Source organism: Thermodesulfovibrio yellowstonii DSM 11347 (assembly GCF_000020985.1).
In the GTDB taxonomy this organism is placed as follows: domain Bacteria; phylum Nitrospirota; class Thermodesulfovibrionia; order Thermodesulfovibrionales; family Thermodesulfovibrionaceae; genus Thermodesulfovibrio; species Thermodesulfovibrio yellowstonii.
Window position 1 is genome coordinate 255508 of record NC_011296.1, and the last position, 16715, is coordinate 272222.

20 protein-coding genes are annotated in these 16715 nt (G+C 33.7%); all 20 read left to right on the forward strand.

Features of this window, described 5'->3' with window-relative positions:
* The first annotated feature begins 6 nt into the window (after positions 1-6).
* The 20 genes from THEYE_RS01250 (at position 7) to THEYE_RS01345 (ending at position 16634) form a co-directional block, all read left to right on the forward strand.
* Positions 7-531 (forward strand): TlpA family protein disulfide reductase, encoded by a 525-nt coding sequence (locus THEYE_RS01250; protein ID WP_012546342.1) that lies wholly within the window; start codon positions 7-9, stop codon positions 529-531.
* On the forward strand, positions 531-1061 hold the full coding sequence (locus THEYE_RS01255; RefSeq protein ID WP_012544933.1) for a DUF4416 family protein: 531 nt from the start codon (positions 531-533) through the stop codon (positions 1059-1061). Before THEYE_RS01250 ends, THEYE_RS01255 begins: the two co-directional genes overlap by 1 nt.
* A 55-nt stretch (positions 1062-1116) precedes the next feature.
* Positions 1117-2352 (forward strand): trigger factor, encoded by a 1236-nt coding sequence (gene tig, locus THEYE_RS01260; RefSeq protein WP_012545152.1) that lies wholly within the window; start codon positions 1117-1119, stop codon positions 2350-2352.
* Complete coding sequence (gene clpP / locus THEYE_RS01265) at positions 2349-2936, forward strand: ATP-dependent Clp endopeptidase proteolytic subunit ClpP (RefSeq protein ID WP_012545892.1); 588 nt, start codon at positions 2349-2351, stop codon at positions 2934-2936. Before tig ends, clpP begins: the two co-directional genes overlap by 4 nt.
* Before the next feature lie 9 nt (positions 2937-2945).
* Positions 2946-4175, forward strand: a complete 1230-nt coding sequence (clpX, locus tag THEYE_RS01270) for an ATP-dependent Clp protease ATP-binding subunit ClpX (RefSeq protein WP_012546526.1) — start codon at positions 2946-2948, stop codon at positions 4173-4175.
* Positions 4168-4542, forward strand: a complete 375-nt coding sequence (locus tag THEYE_RS01275; protein WP_012545617.1) for a cyclophilin-like fold protein — start codon at positions 4168-4170, stop codon at positions 4540-4542. The genes clpX and THEYE_RS01275 overlap by 8 nt, the downstream gene beginning before the upstream one ends.
* Entirely contained in the window at positions 4529-5149 is a 621-nt protein-coding gene (locus THEYE_RS01280) for a YkgJ family cysteine cluster protein (protein WP_200855670.1), read from the forward strand. The genes THEYE_RS01275 and THEYE_RS01280 overlap by 14 nt, the downstream gene beginning before the upstream one ends.
* Before the next feature lie 32 nt (positions 5150-5181).
* Positions 5182-6171 carry a sigma-54 interaction domain-containing protein gene (locus THEYE_RS01285; protein ID WP_164924797.1) on the forward strand — a complete coding sequence of 330 codons (990 nt, stop codon included), beginning with the start codon at positions 5182-5184 and terminating at the stop codon, positions 6169-6171.
* Positions 6161-7750 carry a tetratricopeptide repeat protein gene (locus THEYE_RS01290; RefSeq protein ID WP_164924798.1) on the forward strand — a complete coding sequence of 530 codons (1590 nt, stop codon included), beginning with the start codon at positions 6161-6163 and terminating at the stop codon, positions 7748-7750. The genes THEYE_RS01285 and THEYE_RS01290 overlap by 11 nt, the downstream gene beginning before the upstream one ends.
* Positions 7747-8838 carry a two-component system sensor histidine kinase NtrB gene (locus THEYE_RS01295; RefSeq protein ID WP_012545659.1) on the forward strand — a complete coding sequence of 364 codons (1092 nt, stop codon included), beginning with the start codon at positions 7747-7749 and terminating at the stop codon, positions 8836-8838. Before THEYE_RS01290 ends, THEYE_RS01295 begins: the two co-directional genes overlap by 4 nt.
* Before the next feature lie 8 nt (positions 8839-8846).
* Positions 8847-10109 (forward strand): sigma-54-dependent transcriptional regulator, encoded by a 1263-nt coding sequence (locus THEYE_RS01300; RefSeq protein WP_200855671.1) that lies wholly within the window; start codon positions 8847-8849, stop codon positions 10107-10109.
* Between the two features lie 139 nt (positions 10110-10248).
* Positions 10249-10584, forward strand: a complete 336-nt coding sequence (gene flgB / locus THEYE_RS01305; protein WP_012546345.1) for a flagellar basal body rod protein FlgB — start codon at positions 10249-10251, stop codon at positions 10582-10584.
* A complete protein-coding gene (gene flgC, locus THEYE_RS01310) occupies positions 10584-10991 on the forward strand; it encodes a flagellar basal body rod protein FlgC (RefSeq protein WP_012546004.1) in 408 nt (135 codons plus the stop codon). The genes flgB and flgC overlap by 1 nt, the downstream gene beginning before the upstream one ends.
* A gap of 13 nt (positions 10992-11004) precedes the next feature.
* On the forward strand, positions 11005-11298 hold the full coding sequence (gene fliE / locus THEYE_RS01315) for a flagellar hook-basal body complex protein FliE (protein ID WP_012545881.1): 294 nt from the start codon (positions 11005-11007) through the stop codon (positions 11296-11298).
* Between the two features lie 6 nt (positions 11299-11304).
* Positions 11305-12822: a flagellar basal-body MS-ring/collar protein FliF gene (gene fliF, locus THEYE_RS01320; protein ID WP_012546552.1), complete on the forward strand. Its 1518-nt coding sequence runs from the start codon at positions 11305-11307 to the stop codon at positions 12820-12822.
* 38 nt (positions 12823-12860) lie between these two features.
* Positions 12861-13841 (forward strand): flagellar motor switch protein FliG, encoded by a 981-nt coding sequence (gene fliG / locus THEYE_RS01325; RefSeq protein WP_012545416.1) that lies wholly within the window; start codon positions 12861-12863, stop codon positions 13839-13841.
* The gene (locus tag THEYE_RS01330) at positions 13822-14484 is read left to right on the forward strand and encodes a FliH/SctL family protein (RefSeq protein WP_164924799.1); all 663 of its coding nucleotides are present in this window, start codon (positions 13822-13824) and stop codon (positions 14482-14484) included. The genes fliG and THEYE_RS01330 overlap by 20 nt, the downstream gene beginning before the upstream one ends.
* Positions 14450-15763 carry a FliI/YscN family ATPase gene (locus THEYE_RS01335; protein ID WP_012545917.1) on the forward strand — a complete coding sequence of 438 codons (1314 nt, stop codon included), beginning with the start codon at positions 14450-14452 and terminating at the stop codon, positions 15761-15763. The genes THEYE_RS01330 and THEYE_RS01335 overlap by 35 nt, the downstream gene beginning before the upstream one ends.
* Entirely contained in the window at positions 15763-16182 is a 420-nt protein-coding gene (locus THEYE_RS01340; RefSeq protein ID WP_012546714.1) for a hypothetical protein, read from the forward strand. Before THEYE_RS01335 ends, THEYE_RS01340 begins: the two co-directional genes overlap by 1 nt.
* The gene (locus THEYE_RS01345; protein WP_012545029.1) at positions 16182-16634 is read left to right on the forward strand and encodes a MotE family protein; all 453 of its coding nucleotides are present in this window, start codon (positions 16182-16184) and stop codon (positions 16632-16634) included. Before THEYE_RS01340 ends, THEYE_RS01345 begins: the two co-directional genes overlap by 1 nt.
* Positions 16635-16715: the final 81 nt, after the last annotated feature.

Genomic DNA, 16715 nt, shown 5'->3' on the forward strand with positions numbered 1-16715 from the left:
GGAAAGATGAAAAAAAATGTATTTTTGATTTTATTTATTCTACTTGCTTTGATTATTACAGGGAGCATTCTCATAAAAAAGAATAGCTCATATACTAAAGAAAATGCTAAGGTCGGATTTCCTGCTCCAGATTTTGAGCTTAAAGATATTAACGGGAAAAAATGGAAGCTTGAGGATTTAAAAGGGAAGATTGTTATTCTCAATTTTTGGGCATCATGGTGTAATGATTGTAGAGAAGAAAAAAAGTCAATACAGTCTTATTTGAGCAAAAATGGAACACCAGATGACTTAGTATTTATTACAGTTCTTTATAAGGACAATCCTCTCACAGTTACTGAAATGGTAAAAAAAGAAGGTTATACTTTTCCTGTATTGATTGATGATGGAGTTGTTTCAACAATCTACGGAATAAAAGGGGTTCCAGAAACATTTCTTATAGATAAAAAGGGAATTTTAAGACACAAAATTTTAGGACCTGTGCAGTGGGATAATCCGCATATAATTCCACATTTAAGGCAAGTACTGATGTAATGGGTAAGCCTGGAAAGCCCAAAAAGGTTTTACTATTTATTGCGACACTTTTCAGTGATAAAGAAGCATACTACAAAGCTTTAAAAATTTTAGAAGAAAAATTTGGAGAAATATTCTTAGAGTCTTCTCCTACACCATGGAATTATTCAGATTATTATACCAAAGAACTTGGTAGTCCAATATGGAGAAGATTTATATTTTTTAAAAATTTGATTTCTGAAGGTGATATTGCTCGGATAAAAATTAAAACAAATGAGATTGAACAGAATCTTTCTAAAGACGGGAATCGCACAATTAATCTTGATCCAGGTTATATAGGGCTTGCAAAGCTTGTCCTTGCAACCACGAAAGATTACTCACACAGAATTTATCTCAAATATGGAATTTATGGAGAAGTTACCTTGATTTTCAAAAACAACTCTTTTAGCCCGAATATAAATACTTATAGAGACTATGCTCAGGAAGAATATATAAAACTGTTTAACCTTGTAAGAGCCATTTATAAGGATTTGTTACTGCCAGTTAATTGACAAAAATTCTCTTTGACTTTTAAACTTAAATTAAAACCATGCTTAGGGAGGGAAAGTGTTAAAAGGAATTGAAGAAATCTCAGCAACTAAAAAAAGACTGAAAATTGAAATACCAGCAGATATAGTTGAAGGAGAAATTCAGAAAGCTTTAAAAGAAATTCAAAAAAAGGCAAAAATTCCAGGATTTAGACCTGGCAAAGCTCCGATTTCAATTATTGAAAAAAAATTCGGTAAAGAGGCTGAAGCTGATGTTCTTGAAAAACTTGTTTCAGAATCTTACCAAAAAGCAGTAAAAGAGACAAAAATAAAACCTTTGCTTCCTCCTATGGCTGAGGATGCTATTGATATAAAGAGAAATGAGCCTCTTTCTTTTGAATTAGTTGTTGAGGTAAGACCAGATATTGAAAATCTTAACTACGACAATATAGAAGTAGAAGAGATATCAACAGAAGTAAAAGAGGAAGAGATTGAAGAAGTGCTTCAGAGGCTCTCTAAGGAAAGAGGTACCTATGAACCTACAGAAGAGCCTGCCATGTCTGAAGACCTTGTTGTAATTGACTATACCACAGATATTGGTAAAGAAGCAAAGGATTATATATATAAACTTGGTGCAGGACCTTTTCCAGAAGATTTTTCAAAGGCGATAGAAGGAAAGAAAAAAGATGAAACTTTCAGTGTAACAATAGATTTTCCGGAAGACTCTATTGCTGATTTTGCTGGCAAAAAGGTTAATTTTGAAATTACGATAAAAGAAGTAAAGAGAAGACAGAACATTCCTTTGGAGGAACTACATAAAGAGCTTGGTTTTGAAGATAGTGACAGTCTTAAAAAATACATAAGACAAAGTCTTGAAAATGCTAAAAAAGAGCAGGCTTTGGAAAAGCAGAAATTTGATATACTTAAAAAACTTCTTGAAACCTATGATTTTGAACTTCCTGAAGGACTTGTAGAGATGGAGATGAAAAGAATAACAGAGGAATATGAATCCTTAGGTCTTGATATAACACAACACATGGATAAAATATCAGAAAGAGCAAAAAGAAATGTTAAAGCATACATTCTTATTGATCTTATAGGTGAAAAAGAAGGAGTTTCTGTTTCTGAAGAAGAGCTTAAACAGGAAATCATGAATATTGCAAGAAGATATAGCATAACTCCACAGGGAGTTGTTCAATACTATATGTCAAGAGATGGTTCCTTAGAAGCACTTCAAAACAGTGTCTTTGAGAGAAAAGTTTTTGACATACTTTTACAGAAGTCAAACAGAATTAAAAAAGAGGAGGCAGTATGAGTATTGTTCCAATAGTAATAGAGCAGACAGGAAGAACAGAGAGAGTCTATGACATATATTCAAGACTGCTTAAAGACAGAATTATTTTTATTGGCACAGAGATAAATGACCATGTTGCCAATGTTGTAATAGCTCAGTTACTTTTTCTTCAGACAGAAGATCCTGAAAAAGACATTCATATTTATATAAACTCACCCGGAGGAATGGTATCAAGCGGACTTGCAATATATGACACAATGCAGTATGTAAAGCCTGATATTGCCACATACTGCATCGGTCAGGCATCTTCAATGGCATGTGTATTACTTGCAGCAGGAACAAAGGGCAAAAGATTTGCTCTTCCTCATTCAAGAGTGATGATTCATCAGCCAATAGGTGGATTTTATGGACAGGCAACTGATGTAGAGATTCATGCAAAAGAAATTTTAAAGATGAAGGATTTGCTCAATAATATTCTTGCAAAACACACAGGACAACCAATTGAAAAAATCCAAAAAGATACAGAAAGAGACTTTTTTATGTCAGCTGAGGAAGCAAAACTTTACGGAATTGTTGATGAAGTTATTAGTTCAATAAAAAAATAAGGTGTTAGCATGGCAAAGAAAAATGAAGAAACATTAAGATGCTCTTTTTGTGGAAAATCACAGAAAGAAGTAAAAAAACTTATTGCAGGAAATGGTGTTTATATCTGTGATGAATGTGTTTCTCTCTGTAATGAAATTCTTGAAGAAGAAAGATTTGAGCATCTTGAAGGAATAAAACAGGACCTTCCAACTCCACAGGAGATTCATAAGTTTTTAAATGATTATGTTATAGGACAGGAAAGAGCTAAAAAAATTCTTTCTGTTGCTGTTTACAACCACTACAAAAGAATTTTTAAAGGAACTTCATCTGATGAAATTCAAAAAAGTAATATAATGCTCATAGGACCTACAGGAACTGGTAAAACTCTTTTAGCTCAAACACTTGCAAAATTTCTTGATGTTCCATTTGCAATTGCTGATGCAACAACTCTAACAGAAGCAGGTTATGTTGGAGAGGATGTTGAAAATATTCTTCTTAAACTTCTTCAGAATGCAAATTTTGATATACAGCGTGCGCAGATTGGAATAATCTATATTGATGAAATAGATAAAATAAGCAGAAAATCTGATAGCCCATCAATAACCAGAGATGTCTCTGGTGAAGGGGTACAACAGGCGCTTTTAAAAATAGTAGAAGGCACATTAGCAAACATACCTCCTCAAGGTGGAAGAAAACATCCTCAGCAGGAATACATTCAGCTTGATACAACAAATATACTTTTTATTTGTGGTGGTGCTTTTGTAGGACTTGAGGAGATTATAAAAAAGAGAATCGGCAAAAGAACTATTGGATTTTTATCTGAGACAAAGAAAATAGATGAAGAAAATGTGCTTTCTCAAGCTGAACCAGAAGATTTAATAAAGTATGGCATGATTCCAGAGTTTGTTGGAAGATTTCCTGTTGTAGCAACTTTAAATCAGCTTGATGAAGACGCGCTTATAGAAATACTCACAAAACCTAAAAATGCCCTTGTAAAACAGTATCAAAAATTATTTAGCATAGATGGGGTAAAACTTACTTTTACCGATGATGCTTTGAGAGCAATTGCAAAGAAAGCAATTGAAAGAAAAACGGGTGCAAGAGCATTGAGAAGCATACTTGAAGATATAATGCTTGATGTTATGTATCTTATTCCTTCTGAACGGGGTATAAATGAATGCATTATAAATGAAGATGTGGTGAACAAGAAGGCTTCACCAATTTTGATATATAAAGAAAAAAAAGTAAAGCATGCCTGAGCAGATAAAAATAATCATTGATGGAAAAGAATTAAAAGCAGAGCTTTTTGACACAGAATGTAGCCGAAAAATTGCTGATGTTTTGCCAATTGAAAGCGAAATAAACGAATGGGGTGATGAGTTCTATTTTTCAATTGGGATAAAGATGTCTCTTGACAGTACAGCAACAAGAAAAGTAAAAGCAGGAGATATTGGCTACTGGCCGCCCGGTGAAGCTTTGGCAATATTTTTTGGGAAAACACCTTTAAGCACAGGACAGGATCCTGTGCCTGCCAGTGAAGTAAATATTGTTGGCAGACTCATTGATAGTCCTTCAATATTTAAAAGCCTAAAAGGAGCAAAAAAAATTAGAATTGAAAAAGAATAATTACAGGCTTTCTTTCCCTGAAGATGAAAAACGTCATAGCTGGCTACCAATGCTTTTAAAAGCTTATGCAATAATGGATGAAGGAGTTAAAAAGGATATTGAAAAATATGAAAAGTCAGGGAAAAAACTTGCCTGCAGACGCGGATGTAGTTGTTGCTGTAAAACTCATCGTGATATTCCTGTTTATCCAATTGAGATTGTGGGAATTTACTGGTATGTTATTGAAAAAACTAAGGAGCCTATCAGAACAAAAATTAAAAGTTCTCTTATATTGCACAAAAAAGATGAACCCTGCCCATTTTTAATTGATAATGTATGTTCAATCTATCCCATGAGGCCTCTTGCATGTAGACAATTTAATGTATTCGGTAAGCCTTGTGCGGAAGGAGAAGATGCTTTTTATACAAGACCTCATGATGTTTTAAACCCTACAGAGCACTATCTTGCCAGAGCCCTTTATGAAACTGTTCCTTTTTACAATATTTATGATGAGGATGAAAAAATTGAGTTTATAAACTCAGGTAAGCTCAACTCTCTTGTGAGAATTCTTCAGAGATATCCATGGATTGAACTTGCAAGAAGAATTTCTTCCTTAAATATTTATTGAAATTTTAATTCTCTATATGTCATATTTATGACATGAAGGATGAAATTTTGATTATCGGGCAATCTATTCAAATTCAGAGAATTCTGACATTCATAGATAAACTTTCAAAAACTGATACTACTGCTTTAATAATGGGTGAAAGCGGAACAGGCAAAGAACTTGTGGCAAAAATGATTCATCAAAAAAGTTCAAGAGCAGAAAAACCTTTTATTCCTGTAAACTGTGCTGCCATACCTTCTGAACTTCTTGAATCTGAACTCTTTGGACATGAAAAAGGAGCATTCACAGGAGCACAGAATTGTCGTTATGGCAGATTTGAGCTTGCAAATGAAGGCACAATTTTTCTTGATGAGATAGGTGATATGCCCCTTCATCTTCAGGTAAAAATATTAAGGGTCATTCAGGAAAAAACATTTGAAAGAATAGGAGGAACACGTCCTATTCAAGTTAATGTTAGAATTATTGCAGCAACAAATAAAGATTTAGAAAATGAAGTAAAAGAAGGAAGATTCAGAGAGGACCTTTTCTGGAGGCTGAATGTTGTTCCTGTGGTAATCCCTCCATTAAGGGAAAGAAAGGAAGACATCCCGCTTTTATGTGAATATTTTATCAATAAATTTTCGCATAAATTTGGATATTCATTACAGATTAAGCCTGAAGTTATGCAAATATTTTTAAACTACACATGGCCAGGTAATGTTAGAGAACTTGAAAACTTAATTGAAAGACTTTATGTTTTGAATGAAGGTGGTAATATTAATATTAAAGACATTCCCGAACGAATAAGATTTGGAGAAAATTCATTTCAAAAGGAGCTTATTCCAGATGATTTAAATCCTTTTAGTTCAGGAATAGACCTCAATGAGGTTTTAAAGGAGTATGAGAAAAAACTAATTTTACATGCATTGAATTTGCATGGATGGATTAAAAGCAGAGCAGCAAAGTATTTAAATATAAACAGAACAACGCTTATTGAAAAAATGAAAAGACTTAATATTAAAGACAATGAAAATGAGGATTAACAAGTTTATTCTTATTGCTTCAATTTTGATATTCAGCATTGCCTATGCAGAAGACACTCTTAAAAAAGGAGAGGATTTTTTAAAAATAGAAGATTATATTAATGCAAGAGAATTTTTTAAAAGATACACTGAAGACCCGAAACTTGCAGATAAAGCACTTTTAGGACTTGCTAAGGCAGAATATTTTCTTGGGAATTACTATGAAGCAACTATTCCTCTTAAAAGACTTCTAAGAGATTTTAAAAACTCTTCTGCCATCAATGAAGCTAATCTTTATATGGGCTTAAGTTATTTAAAAGCTGGCAGATTCAGGGAAGCAGAAGACTACTTAAAAAAAGTAGAATCGCCATTTGATAAAAAGGCAATGATTGGATATGGCTGGCTTGCACTTCATAAAGGTGATTTAAAATCAGTAGAGGCAGTTTTACATAAGCTTGACAAAAAAGATTTTAATGAACCAGATACTGCTTTGTTACGGATAAAGTATCTTGCAATGACAGGTAAGGCTGAAGAGGCTTTAAAGGAGTTTAATAAAAATTTAAAACTAAGAAAAACCCTGTATGATATTGATAAAGCTGATATTTTAATCAGAGCTAATAAATTTGCAGATGCAGAAACTCTCTTAAAAAAATTTATAGAAAGATCAAAAAAACTGTCTGATACTATCAAGGCAAAAAAAATGCTTTTTGAAATGTATCTTGCGCAAAATAAAACCAGTGAAGCTTTGAAAGTTGGAAAAGAGATATACTTTTACATTCCTACAGATGATGTAAGACTAAAGCTTTACTCTATTTATATGAACAGCAAGAGCTATGATGAAGCATTGAGAATGCTTTTTGTATTGAGAGATAAAGAACTTAAAAATAAAAAAATTGAAGAGTTTATAAAAGCTGTCATGCATGAAAATCCTGAAAAGGCAACAGCTTATATTGTTAAAATATATCCATTTTTACCCTCAGACTCATTACTACTGCTTCAGTCAGCTCAATTTCTTATTTCTCATGGAAAATACAATGAAGCTAAAAATCTATTGAGAAAAATACAAACAGGTCCGAGAAAGGCTGAAGCGGTGCTGCCCTATTCCAAAATTTTGATAAATGAGGGAAAATACAATGAAGCTAAAAAACTTTTGGAACCTCTTAAAGATAAAAATGATATGGCAAAGGCTCTATATGCTCAAATTCTTGATAAAGAAGGAGATAAACTAACAGCACTTTCTTATTTAAGAAAGATATCAAAATCAATCAAAGACCCTGATATTTTAACATCAATAGGCAATCTTGAGTATTCTAATGGAGACAGAAAAAAAGCTATTCATTACTGGATTGAAGCATCAAAGTCTGGAAATGCGGAAGCAACACTTAAAGCTGCTGACTATTTTTATCTTTTAAAAAAAACAAAAGAGGCTATTCAATATTATAAAAGAGCTATAGATATCGGAATAAAAGACAATGACTCTCTGATGTGGGCATATTATCAGTATGGAAAGCTTGCAAATGATAAAACATATCTTGAAAAGGTTGCCAATTCAAAAGGAGAACTGGCTGAAGCAGCAAAAGCACTTCTTGAGAAATTATGAAACATGAAGAACTATTAAGCGAAGCAATATTAAAGATTAATACAGCCTCAGAAGCTTTAATTAAATATTATAGAGTTCTTGAGGATAGAATCAGCCGTCTTACAGAAGAAGTTGACCAGAAAAAAAGGCTTCTAAGCAGTATAATTGACAGTATTGATATAGCTGTTGTATTTTTTGACAGAGATGGTGTCATTAAATTAATCAATCGTGCAGGTGAAAATCTTTTTAATGTAAAGGCTGAAGATATTATAGGTCAAAAAAAATTACCCATAAAAATTAAAGATGATCTTATTTATCCAGCAAACTCAACAAAACCATTTTATTCAATAGTTTCTCAATCAGATGTTCTTGATTCAGAAGGAGACAAAATTGGATATGTTTTTTTGTGTAAAGATATTACAAGAATAAAAGAACTTGAAGCAGAAAATGAAAGAAATCGGAGACTTACAGCAATGGGCTCTCTTGTAATGAAAATAGCTCATGAGATAAGAAATCCTCTTGGAAGTATTGAACTTTTTGCGAATATGATATCAGAAGACCTTAAAGAAAGCATTCACGGAGATTATGCAAGAAGAATCTCAAGTTCTGTAAGAATGTTGCGAAATACTCTTGAAAACATGCTCAGTTTTACAAGAGGGATAAATCCAAAGAAGACCTCTGTATGTATTAATGAACTAATTGAAGAAATAATAAAAGAGTTTCAGGAATTATTCAGCAGAGTAGGAATAGAAGTCTGTAACAAAATAAAAGATAGATTCGTGATATATCTTGATTCTTCCCTCATAAGACAGGCACTTATTAATCTTATTGTTAATGCTTATCAAGCCATGCCTGATGGAGGAACTATTACTATTGATGCATACAAGGATGGAGAGTTTGTAAAACTTATAATCAAAGACACAGGTCAAGGGATTGACAGTGAAATAGTTGAAAAAATCTTTGACCCTTTTTTCTCTACAAAAGATAGAGGCACAGGACTTGGTTTAAGTATCACAAATAGTATAATTTCTGCTCATGGTGGAAGAATTGAAGTAAAAAGTAAAATTAGCAAAGGCACAGAATTTGCAATTTATCTACCAGTAAGATGAAATCTGTATTGATAATAGATGATGAACCAGACATGGGTTTTGCTCTTAAGGAGGGTATGTCAAGGCTTGGATTTGATGCCCATTATTACAGGGACCCTTCGCAATTGCTTTCTAACATCAATTTCAGCGATTTTTCCCTTATTATTACAGATGTAAAAATGCCGAAAATGGACGGCTTACAACTTCTTGAAGAAATAAGAAAGAGAGGTATTTTTACGCCTGTAATTGTCATAACAGGCTATGGAAATGTAGAGGATGCTGTAAGAGCAATGAAACTTGGTGCTGTTGATTACATTATGAAACCATTTTCAATGGAAACTTTAAAATCTCTTGTTTCAAGGTTAATTCCAGAGCAGGATGAAATTGTTGCAGAATCAAGGGAGATGCGAAGAATTCTTGAAATTGTCAAAGAAATAGCAAGAACAGATATTACGGTGTTGCTTACTGGAGAAAGCGGTGTTGGTAAAGAAGTTATTGCAAGATATATTCATAAACATAGCCCAAGGTCAAATCAGCCCTTTGTTGCTATAAATTGTGCAGCTATTACAGAAACACTCCTTGAAGCCGAACTTTTTGGACATGAAAAAGGAGCATTCACAGGAGCAACTGAAAGAAAACCTGGTAAGTTTGAGCTTGCCAACAAAGGAACAATTCTCCTTGATGAGATAAGTGAGATGGCTTACAGACTTCAGGCAAAGCTTTTAAGAGTAATTCAGGAAAAAGAAATTGATAGAGTTGGAGGCACAAAGCCTATTCCAATAGATGTTAGAATAATTGCAACAACCAATAAAGACCTTGCAGAGGAAGTCAAAAAAGGCAATTTCAGAGAAGACCTTTTTTATAGAATAAATGTTTTTCCAATAAGAATTCCACCACTTAGAGAAAGAAGTGATGATATAATTCCTCTTGCTGAGTTTTTTCTTAAAAGACTTTCTAATAAGATGTCAAAAAATTTTACAATTACAGAGGATATGAAAAAATTTTTATTGAAAAAATCATGGCAGGGAAATGTGAGAGAACTTGAGAATTTTATTTACAGGTCTGCTGTTTTAAGTCAAGATGGAATACTGAGACTCCATGAAGATGAAATAAATCTATTTGAAGAAGAAAAACCTGTCAAAGCTGGCAAATTGAAAGATGCTGAAAGAGAATTGATTGTAGATGCTTTAAAAAAAACAGAGGGAAATCGCACAAAGGCTGCAAAAATTCTTGGAATTAGTGTGAGAACATTGAGAAACAAAATAAATGAGTATGGACTTAAAGATGTATAGTTTACGGCATAAAAATTGCATCTATTTTTTAGAGGTTGTTCAATTACTAACGGTCATTCCGACGGGATTGTCTGAGGGGTCTCCTTCTCTAAAAAGAGGGATTCCTCACTTCATTCGGAATGACAGGTGGAGGTAAAATATGGATAAATCAATAAAAATTCTTGAAAAAGTAATGGATATTTGTACCTATAGGCAAAAAATTCTTGCTTCAAATATAGCAAATGCAGACACTCCTAACTACAAAGCAAAGGATATAAATTTTCAGGAAGAATTAAAAAAAGCAGCAGAAAGCCATAATGCAGAGTATAAAGTTATTGAAGCACCGACAACAATGCCAAACAGAGACGGAAATACTGTTAACATAGAAGTGGAAATGACAAAACTTGCAGAAACTATGCTTATGTATAATGGTGCAACACAACTATTTTCAACGAGAATTCGTATGTTAAAAGATGCAATAAAAGGAGGTAGATAGTGAAGGACATATTTTTGCCTCTCAAAGTATCAGCAACAGGACTTGAAGCACAGAAAATAAGGCTTAATGTAATTGCATCAAATCTTGCTAATATAAATTCAACAAAAACCCCAGAGGGCGGTCCTTACAGAAGAAAGGATGTTCTTTTTACAACATATATGTATGACCAGATTTCTCAAGGTGTAGATGTGCAGAGAATTGTTGAAGACCAGCGACCTTTCAGAATTGTCTATGAACCATCACATCCTGATGCAGATAAAAATGGATATGTAAAATATCCGAATGTAAATCCAATGGAAGAGATGATTAATCTTATCTCTGCCTCACGTGCTTATGAAGCAAATCTTACGATGATAAACTCTTATAAGGATATGTTTATGAGAACACTGGATTTATTAAAAGTTTAGGAGGTTTTAAAAAATGACAGAGATAAAAAACATAAGTGAACTTTTGGGGAAAAGCTTACAGGACCTGAAAGAACTTCAGGGAACACAGAAGGAGTCCTTTGAGCAGGCTTTAAAAGACGCTATAAAAGAGGCTTCTCAGGTTGAACAAGAGGCTCAAAATGCAATTGAGGCATTCTCAAAAGGAGAACTGAGTATTCATCAGGTTGTGCTGGCTATGGAAAAGGCTGATATGACACTTCAAACACTCATTCAGGTTAGAAACAAAGTATTAACAGCTTATGAGGAAATCTCACGTATGCAGGTTTAATAAAAAATGGCAATTACAGATAGAGTTAAAACAGTATTAGAAAACATCAAAAACATGCCCTTAAACAGAAAATTAGCTCTTGCAGGGCTTACTCTTATTGTTTTTGCTATAATTTTAACTTTATTCCTATGGTTGCCCAAACAGGATTATCAGGTTTTATACAGTAATCTTTCTGCTGAAGATGCTGGGAATGTTATAAATAAGCTTAAAGAGAAAAAAGTTCCCTATCAAGTAAAAGACAATGCAATATATGTTCCTTCTCAGAAAGTTCATGAGCTGAGACTTGAGCTTGCTTCACAGGGAATTCCATCAGGAGGCGGAGTTGGTTTTGAGATATTTGATAAAACTCAAATAGGGCTTACTGAGTTTTCTCAGCGTGTAAATTATATAAGAGCTCTACAGGGTGAACTTCAAAGGACAATAAAACAGCTTCAGGAAGTTGATCAAGTGAGAGTTCATATAGCCATTCCAGAAAAATCAATTTTTACAGAAAAAGAAGATCATCCAACAGCATCTGTGGTTTTAAAGCTTAAGCCAGGCAGAGCTCTTTCAAAAGAACAGGTGTCAAGCATAGTTCATCTTGTCTCAAGCAGTGTTGAAGGTCTTTCTCCCCAATATGTAACAGTAGTTGACCAATATGGGAATCTTCTTTCTGCACCAAAAGACTCAACTCAACTTGCAGAGGCTACGCATATTGAATATAAAAGAAATATTGAAAAAACATATGAGAAAAACATTCAGAGCATGCTTGAAAATATAGTAGGCAAGGGGAAAGCAATAGTCAGAGTTTCTGCAGATATAGATTTTTCAAAGGTTGAAAAAGTTGAAGAAAAGTATGATCCTGATACAATTGCGATAAGAAATGAACAGCGTACACAGGAAAAGACAATGTCACCTCAGCAAGGAGGAATCCCCGGGGTGCTATCAAATCAGCCGGGACAACCTCAGACAGGCGCTACCCAGCAGAACATACAGTCTCAAAAACAACAGGAAAGTATAAATTATGAAGTAAGTAAAAGTATAAGCAAAATTTTGCAGTCCACAGGTCAAATAAAAAAGATATCTGTTGCTGTTCTGATAGATGGAATTTATAAGGAAGAAAAGGGTAAAAAAGTTTATGTTCCAAGAAGTGATGAAGAAATTAAAAAATATCAAGAGCTTGTTCAGGCATCAATAGGATATAATAAAGAAAGAGGAGATTATGTGATAGTTGAGAGCATTCCATTTGAGATTGTGCCCGAAGAAAAACCAGGTATTGATTATTGGGGGATAGCAACAACAATTCTTAAATATCTGATACCTCTTGTTATTATTGCGCTTATAATTCTTTTTGTTGTCAAACCCATTATTGAACTCCTTAAAAAACCTGTGGAAGAAAAAATTAAGAAAAAAGAGATTGTTATATCAGAAGAAGCTGTGCCTCCTGTAATGAAAGAAAGAGACATCAGAGAAGAGATAAGACACATAGCAAGAACCAATCCTAAGAAAGTTATTGCAATACTGAGAGAGTGGATAACTGAATAATGCAAAGCAAATTCCCGAAAAGATAGTGGAGATTACAGATGAGGAAATTTTCAGGGGTAGAAAAAGTTGCTGCTCTTCTTTCTTTAATTGGCGAAGATGCAGCAACAGAACTTTTTAAACATTTTGACCCTATTGAGCTTGCCAGAATTATTCCTATGATGTCAAGAATAAAGCTTACTCAAGAAGAAGCTGAGGCAATTCTAAATGAGTTTGCCGAAAAAGTTGGCACTGCTCCGGTCATGGTTGATGAAGAGTATATAAAAACAATACTTACAAAAGCATTTGGAGAAGAACAGGCAGCAAAGCTTATAAGCAAGATAGAAAGTGGTGCTTCTGCTTTTGATATTTTGAGGTGGCTTGATTCATCTGCGATAGCAACAATGCTTCAGAGAGAGCATCCTCAAACTATAGCAATTATACTTGCTCATTTAGAACCTACACAGGCAGCAGAAGTTTTAAGCAAGTTTCCTGAACAGTTTAAAATAGAAATTTCTCAAAGAATTGCAAATCTTGAACAGATTTCTCCTACAATTTTGACTGAACTTGAAGACGTACTTCAGAGCCAGCTGCGTTCATATACGCAATCAAGAAGAATAGGAGGAGTAAAGACAGTTGCTGAAATACTTAATCAGATGGACAGAACAAGTGAGGAACTGATTCTTAAAAATATTGAAGAGAAAGACCCAATTTTAGCTGATGAAATTAGAAAACTTATGTTTACCTTTGAAGACCTTATCTATGTTGATGATAGAGGTATCCAGACAATTCTTAAAGAGATCTCAACTGATGACCTTGCACTTGCACTGAAAATGGCATCAGAGGAATTAAAAGAAAAGATATTTAAGAACATGTCAAGTAGAGCAGTTGAGATTCTTAAAGAGGAAATGGAAGCAAAAGGACCTGTGAGAGTCTCAGATGTTGAGAAGGCTCAGATGAACATTGTGAGAGTCGCAAGAAAACTTGAGGAAGAGGGTAAAATTGTAGTTGGTAAAAGAGGAGGTGAAGCAATTGTTACCTGAGGATATTAAGCCTTATGTTCCTTTATCCTTTGATGAAAATAAGAAGATAGCAATTGACAAACACGAAAATAACTTTGATGAAGACCTTATAAAAAAAGGTTATGAACAGGGGTTTAACAAGGGATATGAAGTTGGATATAATGAAGGTCTTAGTAAGGGTTATGAAGAAGGATTTAATAAGAGTCAGAAGGAGATAAAAGAAAAATCAGATGAATTTCTCAGAGCAACTCAATTTTTTAAAAACATAATAAAAGAATTATCTCTTTTTAAAGAAAAACAAATAGAATTTTTTCTTCCACAGATTTTAAAATTTGCTTTTAAAATAGCAGAAAAAATTGTAGCCACAAAGATTTCCCTTGACAGAGAAGTAACTTTTTCAATTGTCAAGGAAACTTTAAAATCTGTTCCTTTTAATGAAGACAGGATTATTATAAAGCTTAATCCAGAGGATTATGATTTCATTGCAAACAAAATTAATGAACTTGACATTGACAAAGCAAAACTTCAAATAGAGTCTTCTCCTGATATAACAAAAGGAGGATGCTGGATTGAAACTCAATCTCAGCACATTGTATCAACAATTGAGCAGAGGCTCAAGGAGATAGAGAATGCTCTCAATTCAGTCATTTCTCAGCAAAGCTGAAGAAGTTTTGGAAGAAATAAGTCCGATTAAAATTTATGGTAAAGTAACAAAGGCTGTCGGACTTATTGTTGAGAGTGTTGGAATAGATGCAAGCATTGGAGATATTTGTGAGATTATCACTGATGAAAACAGTGTTGAAGCAGAGGTTGTTGGATTTAAAAATGGAACTATTTTGCTTTCTCCTCTTGGTGAAGTTTACGGGATAAAAGCAGGAGCAACAATTGCTGTAAAGGGAAAACAAAGTTACATCCCCTTAAATAATGATATTCTTGGAAGAATAATTGATGGAACAGGAAATCCTATTGATGGTGGAGTTTCATTAAAAGGAAAGCCCTTTCCAATATATAAGGAAGTTATAAATCCTCTTGAAAGAGAAATAATTAAAGAACCTCTTGACCTTGGCATTAGAGCAATAAATGCACTCATAACATGTGGTAAGGGACAGAAAATTGGGATTATGGCAGGAAGCGGGGTTGGTAAAAGTGTTTTACTTGGAATGATTGCGAGATATACTTCAGCTGATATAAATGTAATAGCACTGATTGGTGAGCGAGGCAGAGAAGTAAGAGAGTTTATTGAAAATGATCTTGCTGATGGATTAAAAAAATCAGTTGTTGTTGTTTCAACATCTGATGCTCCAGCCCTTGCACGCATTAGAGGCGCATTTTTAGCAACTGCCATAGCAGAGTATTTCAGAGAGCAAGGTAAACATGTGCTTTTACTTATGGATTCTCTCACTCGTTTTGCAATGGCTCAGAGAGAAATAGGACTTGCAGCGGGTGAACCTCCTACAATGAAAGGATATCCTCCGAGTGTTTTTAATTTAATGCCTAAGCTTCTTGAAAGAGTCGGCGTTATAAAAAATGGTGGGTCAATAACAGGAATATACACTGTTCTTGTTGAAGGAGATGATCTTACAGACCCTGTTGCTGATGCATCAAGAGCAATCCTTGATGGTCACATAGTTCTAAGCAGAGAACTTGCAAATAGAAACCACTATCCAGCAATTGATCCATTAAAAAGTATAAGCAGGTTGATGAAAGACATAGTAGATGATAAACATCTTAAATATGCTGGTAGACTCCTTGATATTATTGCAACTTATGCCAGATATGAAGATATTATAAATATCGGGGCATACAAAGAAGGAACAAATGCACAAGTTGATTTTGCAATTAAGATGATGGATAAAATAAACAGCTTCTTAAAACAGGATATAAGCGAAAAGGCTGATTTTAAGGAAAGCCTTCAAAAACTTTATAGTTTGTTTGAAGATTAATGAATACAAGAACATTAAATATGATATTTAAATTAAAAGAATGGGAAGAAGAGCTTGAAAAACAGAAGTTTGCAAAAATTATGTCAGATAGGCGAAAAATAGAGATGTATATGAGAGAATTGGAAGAAAGATTTAGTTCAGGATTTTCCTCTTGTTCTTTTTTTACCTCAGAGGAACTCACTTCAATCTATAATGAGATACAGTATCTTATTGCACAGTTAATGGAAACTGAAAAAATACTTCAGAAAATAGATGAAGAACTTGAAAAGCAGAGACAGGCATATGAGGAAGCATTTAAAGAGAAAAAGAAAATTGAACAACTTAATGATAAGCTAATTGGCAAAATTAAAAACGAAAGAGAAAAACTTGAAGAAAAAATAGCCGCTGATATTTTTACAAGTCGGATAAGGAGTGGATGATGCTTAAAAGGGCAATTATTTTTTCAGTATTAATTCTTGTTTTAGGTCTGGCTGCTGGTACTTTAATTGGACAGCAGACATCAACTAAGCAGGCAACAAGTATAGAAGAAGACAGGTTAAAAATTCTTCAGGAAGACCTATCTAAAAAGACAGAAGAATTGAAAAAACTTAAAAATGAAATTGATGCAAAAATAAAACAGCAGGAGGAACTTAAAGCACAGCTTGAAAAAGCTCAGGCAGAAAACTATCAGAGACTTGCAAAAATATATGAACAAATGCCTCCTGAAGAAGCTGCAACAAGGCTTGAAAAGCTTGATGAAGATACAGCAACTATTCTTCTGCTTGCCATAAAACCCCGTCAGGCAGCAAAAATTCTTGCTAATGTTAATCCTGAAAAAGCAGCAATTCTTTCCAAAAAAATCGTTGCTATAAAGGAAAAATCGTCCAAGTAGGAATTTTTTTCTCTTTAGTATCTATTTTTTCTCAATAAAAAATCGTGAAAAATCAACATATCAAAACTGGCATAAAGATTG

Excerpts from the sequence above, each read along its gene's own strand:
- THEYE_RS01250 (WP_012546342.1), top strand. The coding sequence starts at position 7 with ATGAAAAAAAATGTATTTTTGATTTTATTTATTCTACTTGCTTTGATT.
- THEYE_RS01255 (WP_012544933.1), top strand. The coding sequence starts at position 531 with ATGGGTAAGCCTGGAAAGCCCAAAAAGGTTTTACTATTTATTGCGACA.
- clpP (WP_012545892.1), top strand. The coding sequence starts at position 2,349 with ATGAGTATTGTTCCAATAGTAATAGAGCAGACAGGAAGAACAGAGAGA.
- clpX (WP_012546526.1), top strand. The coding sequence starts at position 2,946 with ATGGCAAAGAAAAATGAAGAAACATTAAGATGCTCTTTTTGTGGAAAA.
- THEYE_RS01275 (WP_012545617.1), top strand. The coding sequence starts at position 4,168 with ATGCCTGAGCAGATAAAAATAATCATTGATGGAAAAGAATTAAAAGCA.
- THEYE_RS01285 (WP_164924797.1), top strand. The coding sequence starts at position 5,182 with ATGAAGGATGAAATTTTGATTATCGGGCAATCTATTCAAATTCAGAGA.
- THEYE_RS01290 (WP_164924798.1), top strand. The coding sequence starts at position 6,161 with ATGAGGATTAACAAGTTTATTCTTATTGCTTCAATTTTGATATTCAGC.
- THEYE_RS01295 (WP_012545659.1), top strand. The coding sequence starts at position 7,747 with ATGAAACATGAAGAACTATTAAGCGAAGCAATATTAAAGATTAATACA.
- flgB (WP_012546345.1), top strand. The coding sequence starts at position 10,249 with ATGGATAAATCAATAAAAATTCTTGAAAAAGTAATGGATATTTGTACC.
- fliE (WP_012545881.1), top strand. The coding sequence starts at position 11,005 with ATGACAGAGATAAAAAACATAAGTGAACTTTTGGGGAAAAGCTTACAG.
- fliF (WP_012546552.1), top strand. The coding sequence starts at position 11,305 with ATGGCAATTACAGATAGAGTTAAAACAGTATTAGAAAACATCAAAAAC.
- fliG (WP_012545416.1), top strand. The coding sequence starts at position 12,861 with ATGAGGAAATTTTCAGGGGTAGAAAAAGTTGCTGCTCTTCTTTCTTTA.
- THEYE_RS01335 (WP_012545917.1), top strand. The coding sequence starts at position 14,450 with ATGCTCTCAATTCAGTCATTTCTCAGCAAAGCTGAAGAAGTTTTGGAA.
- THEYE_RS01340 (WP_012546714.1), top strand. The coding sequence starts at position 15,763 with ATGAATACAAGAACATTAAATATGATATTTAAATTAAAAGAATGGGAA.
- THEYE_RS01345 (WP_012545029.1), top strand. The coding sequence starts at position 16,182 with ATGCTTAAAAGGGCAATTATTTTTTCAGTATTAATTCTTGTTTTAGGT.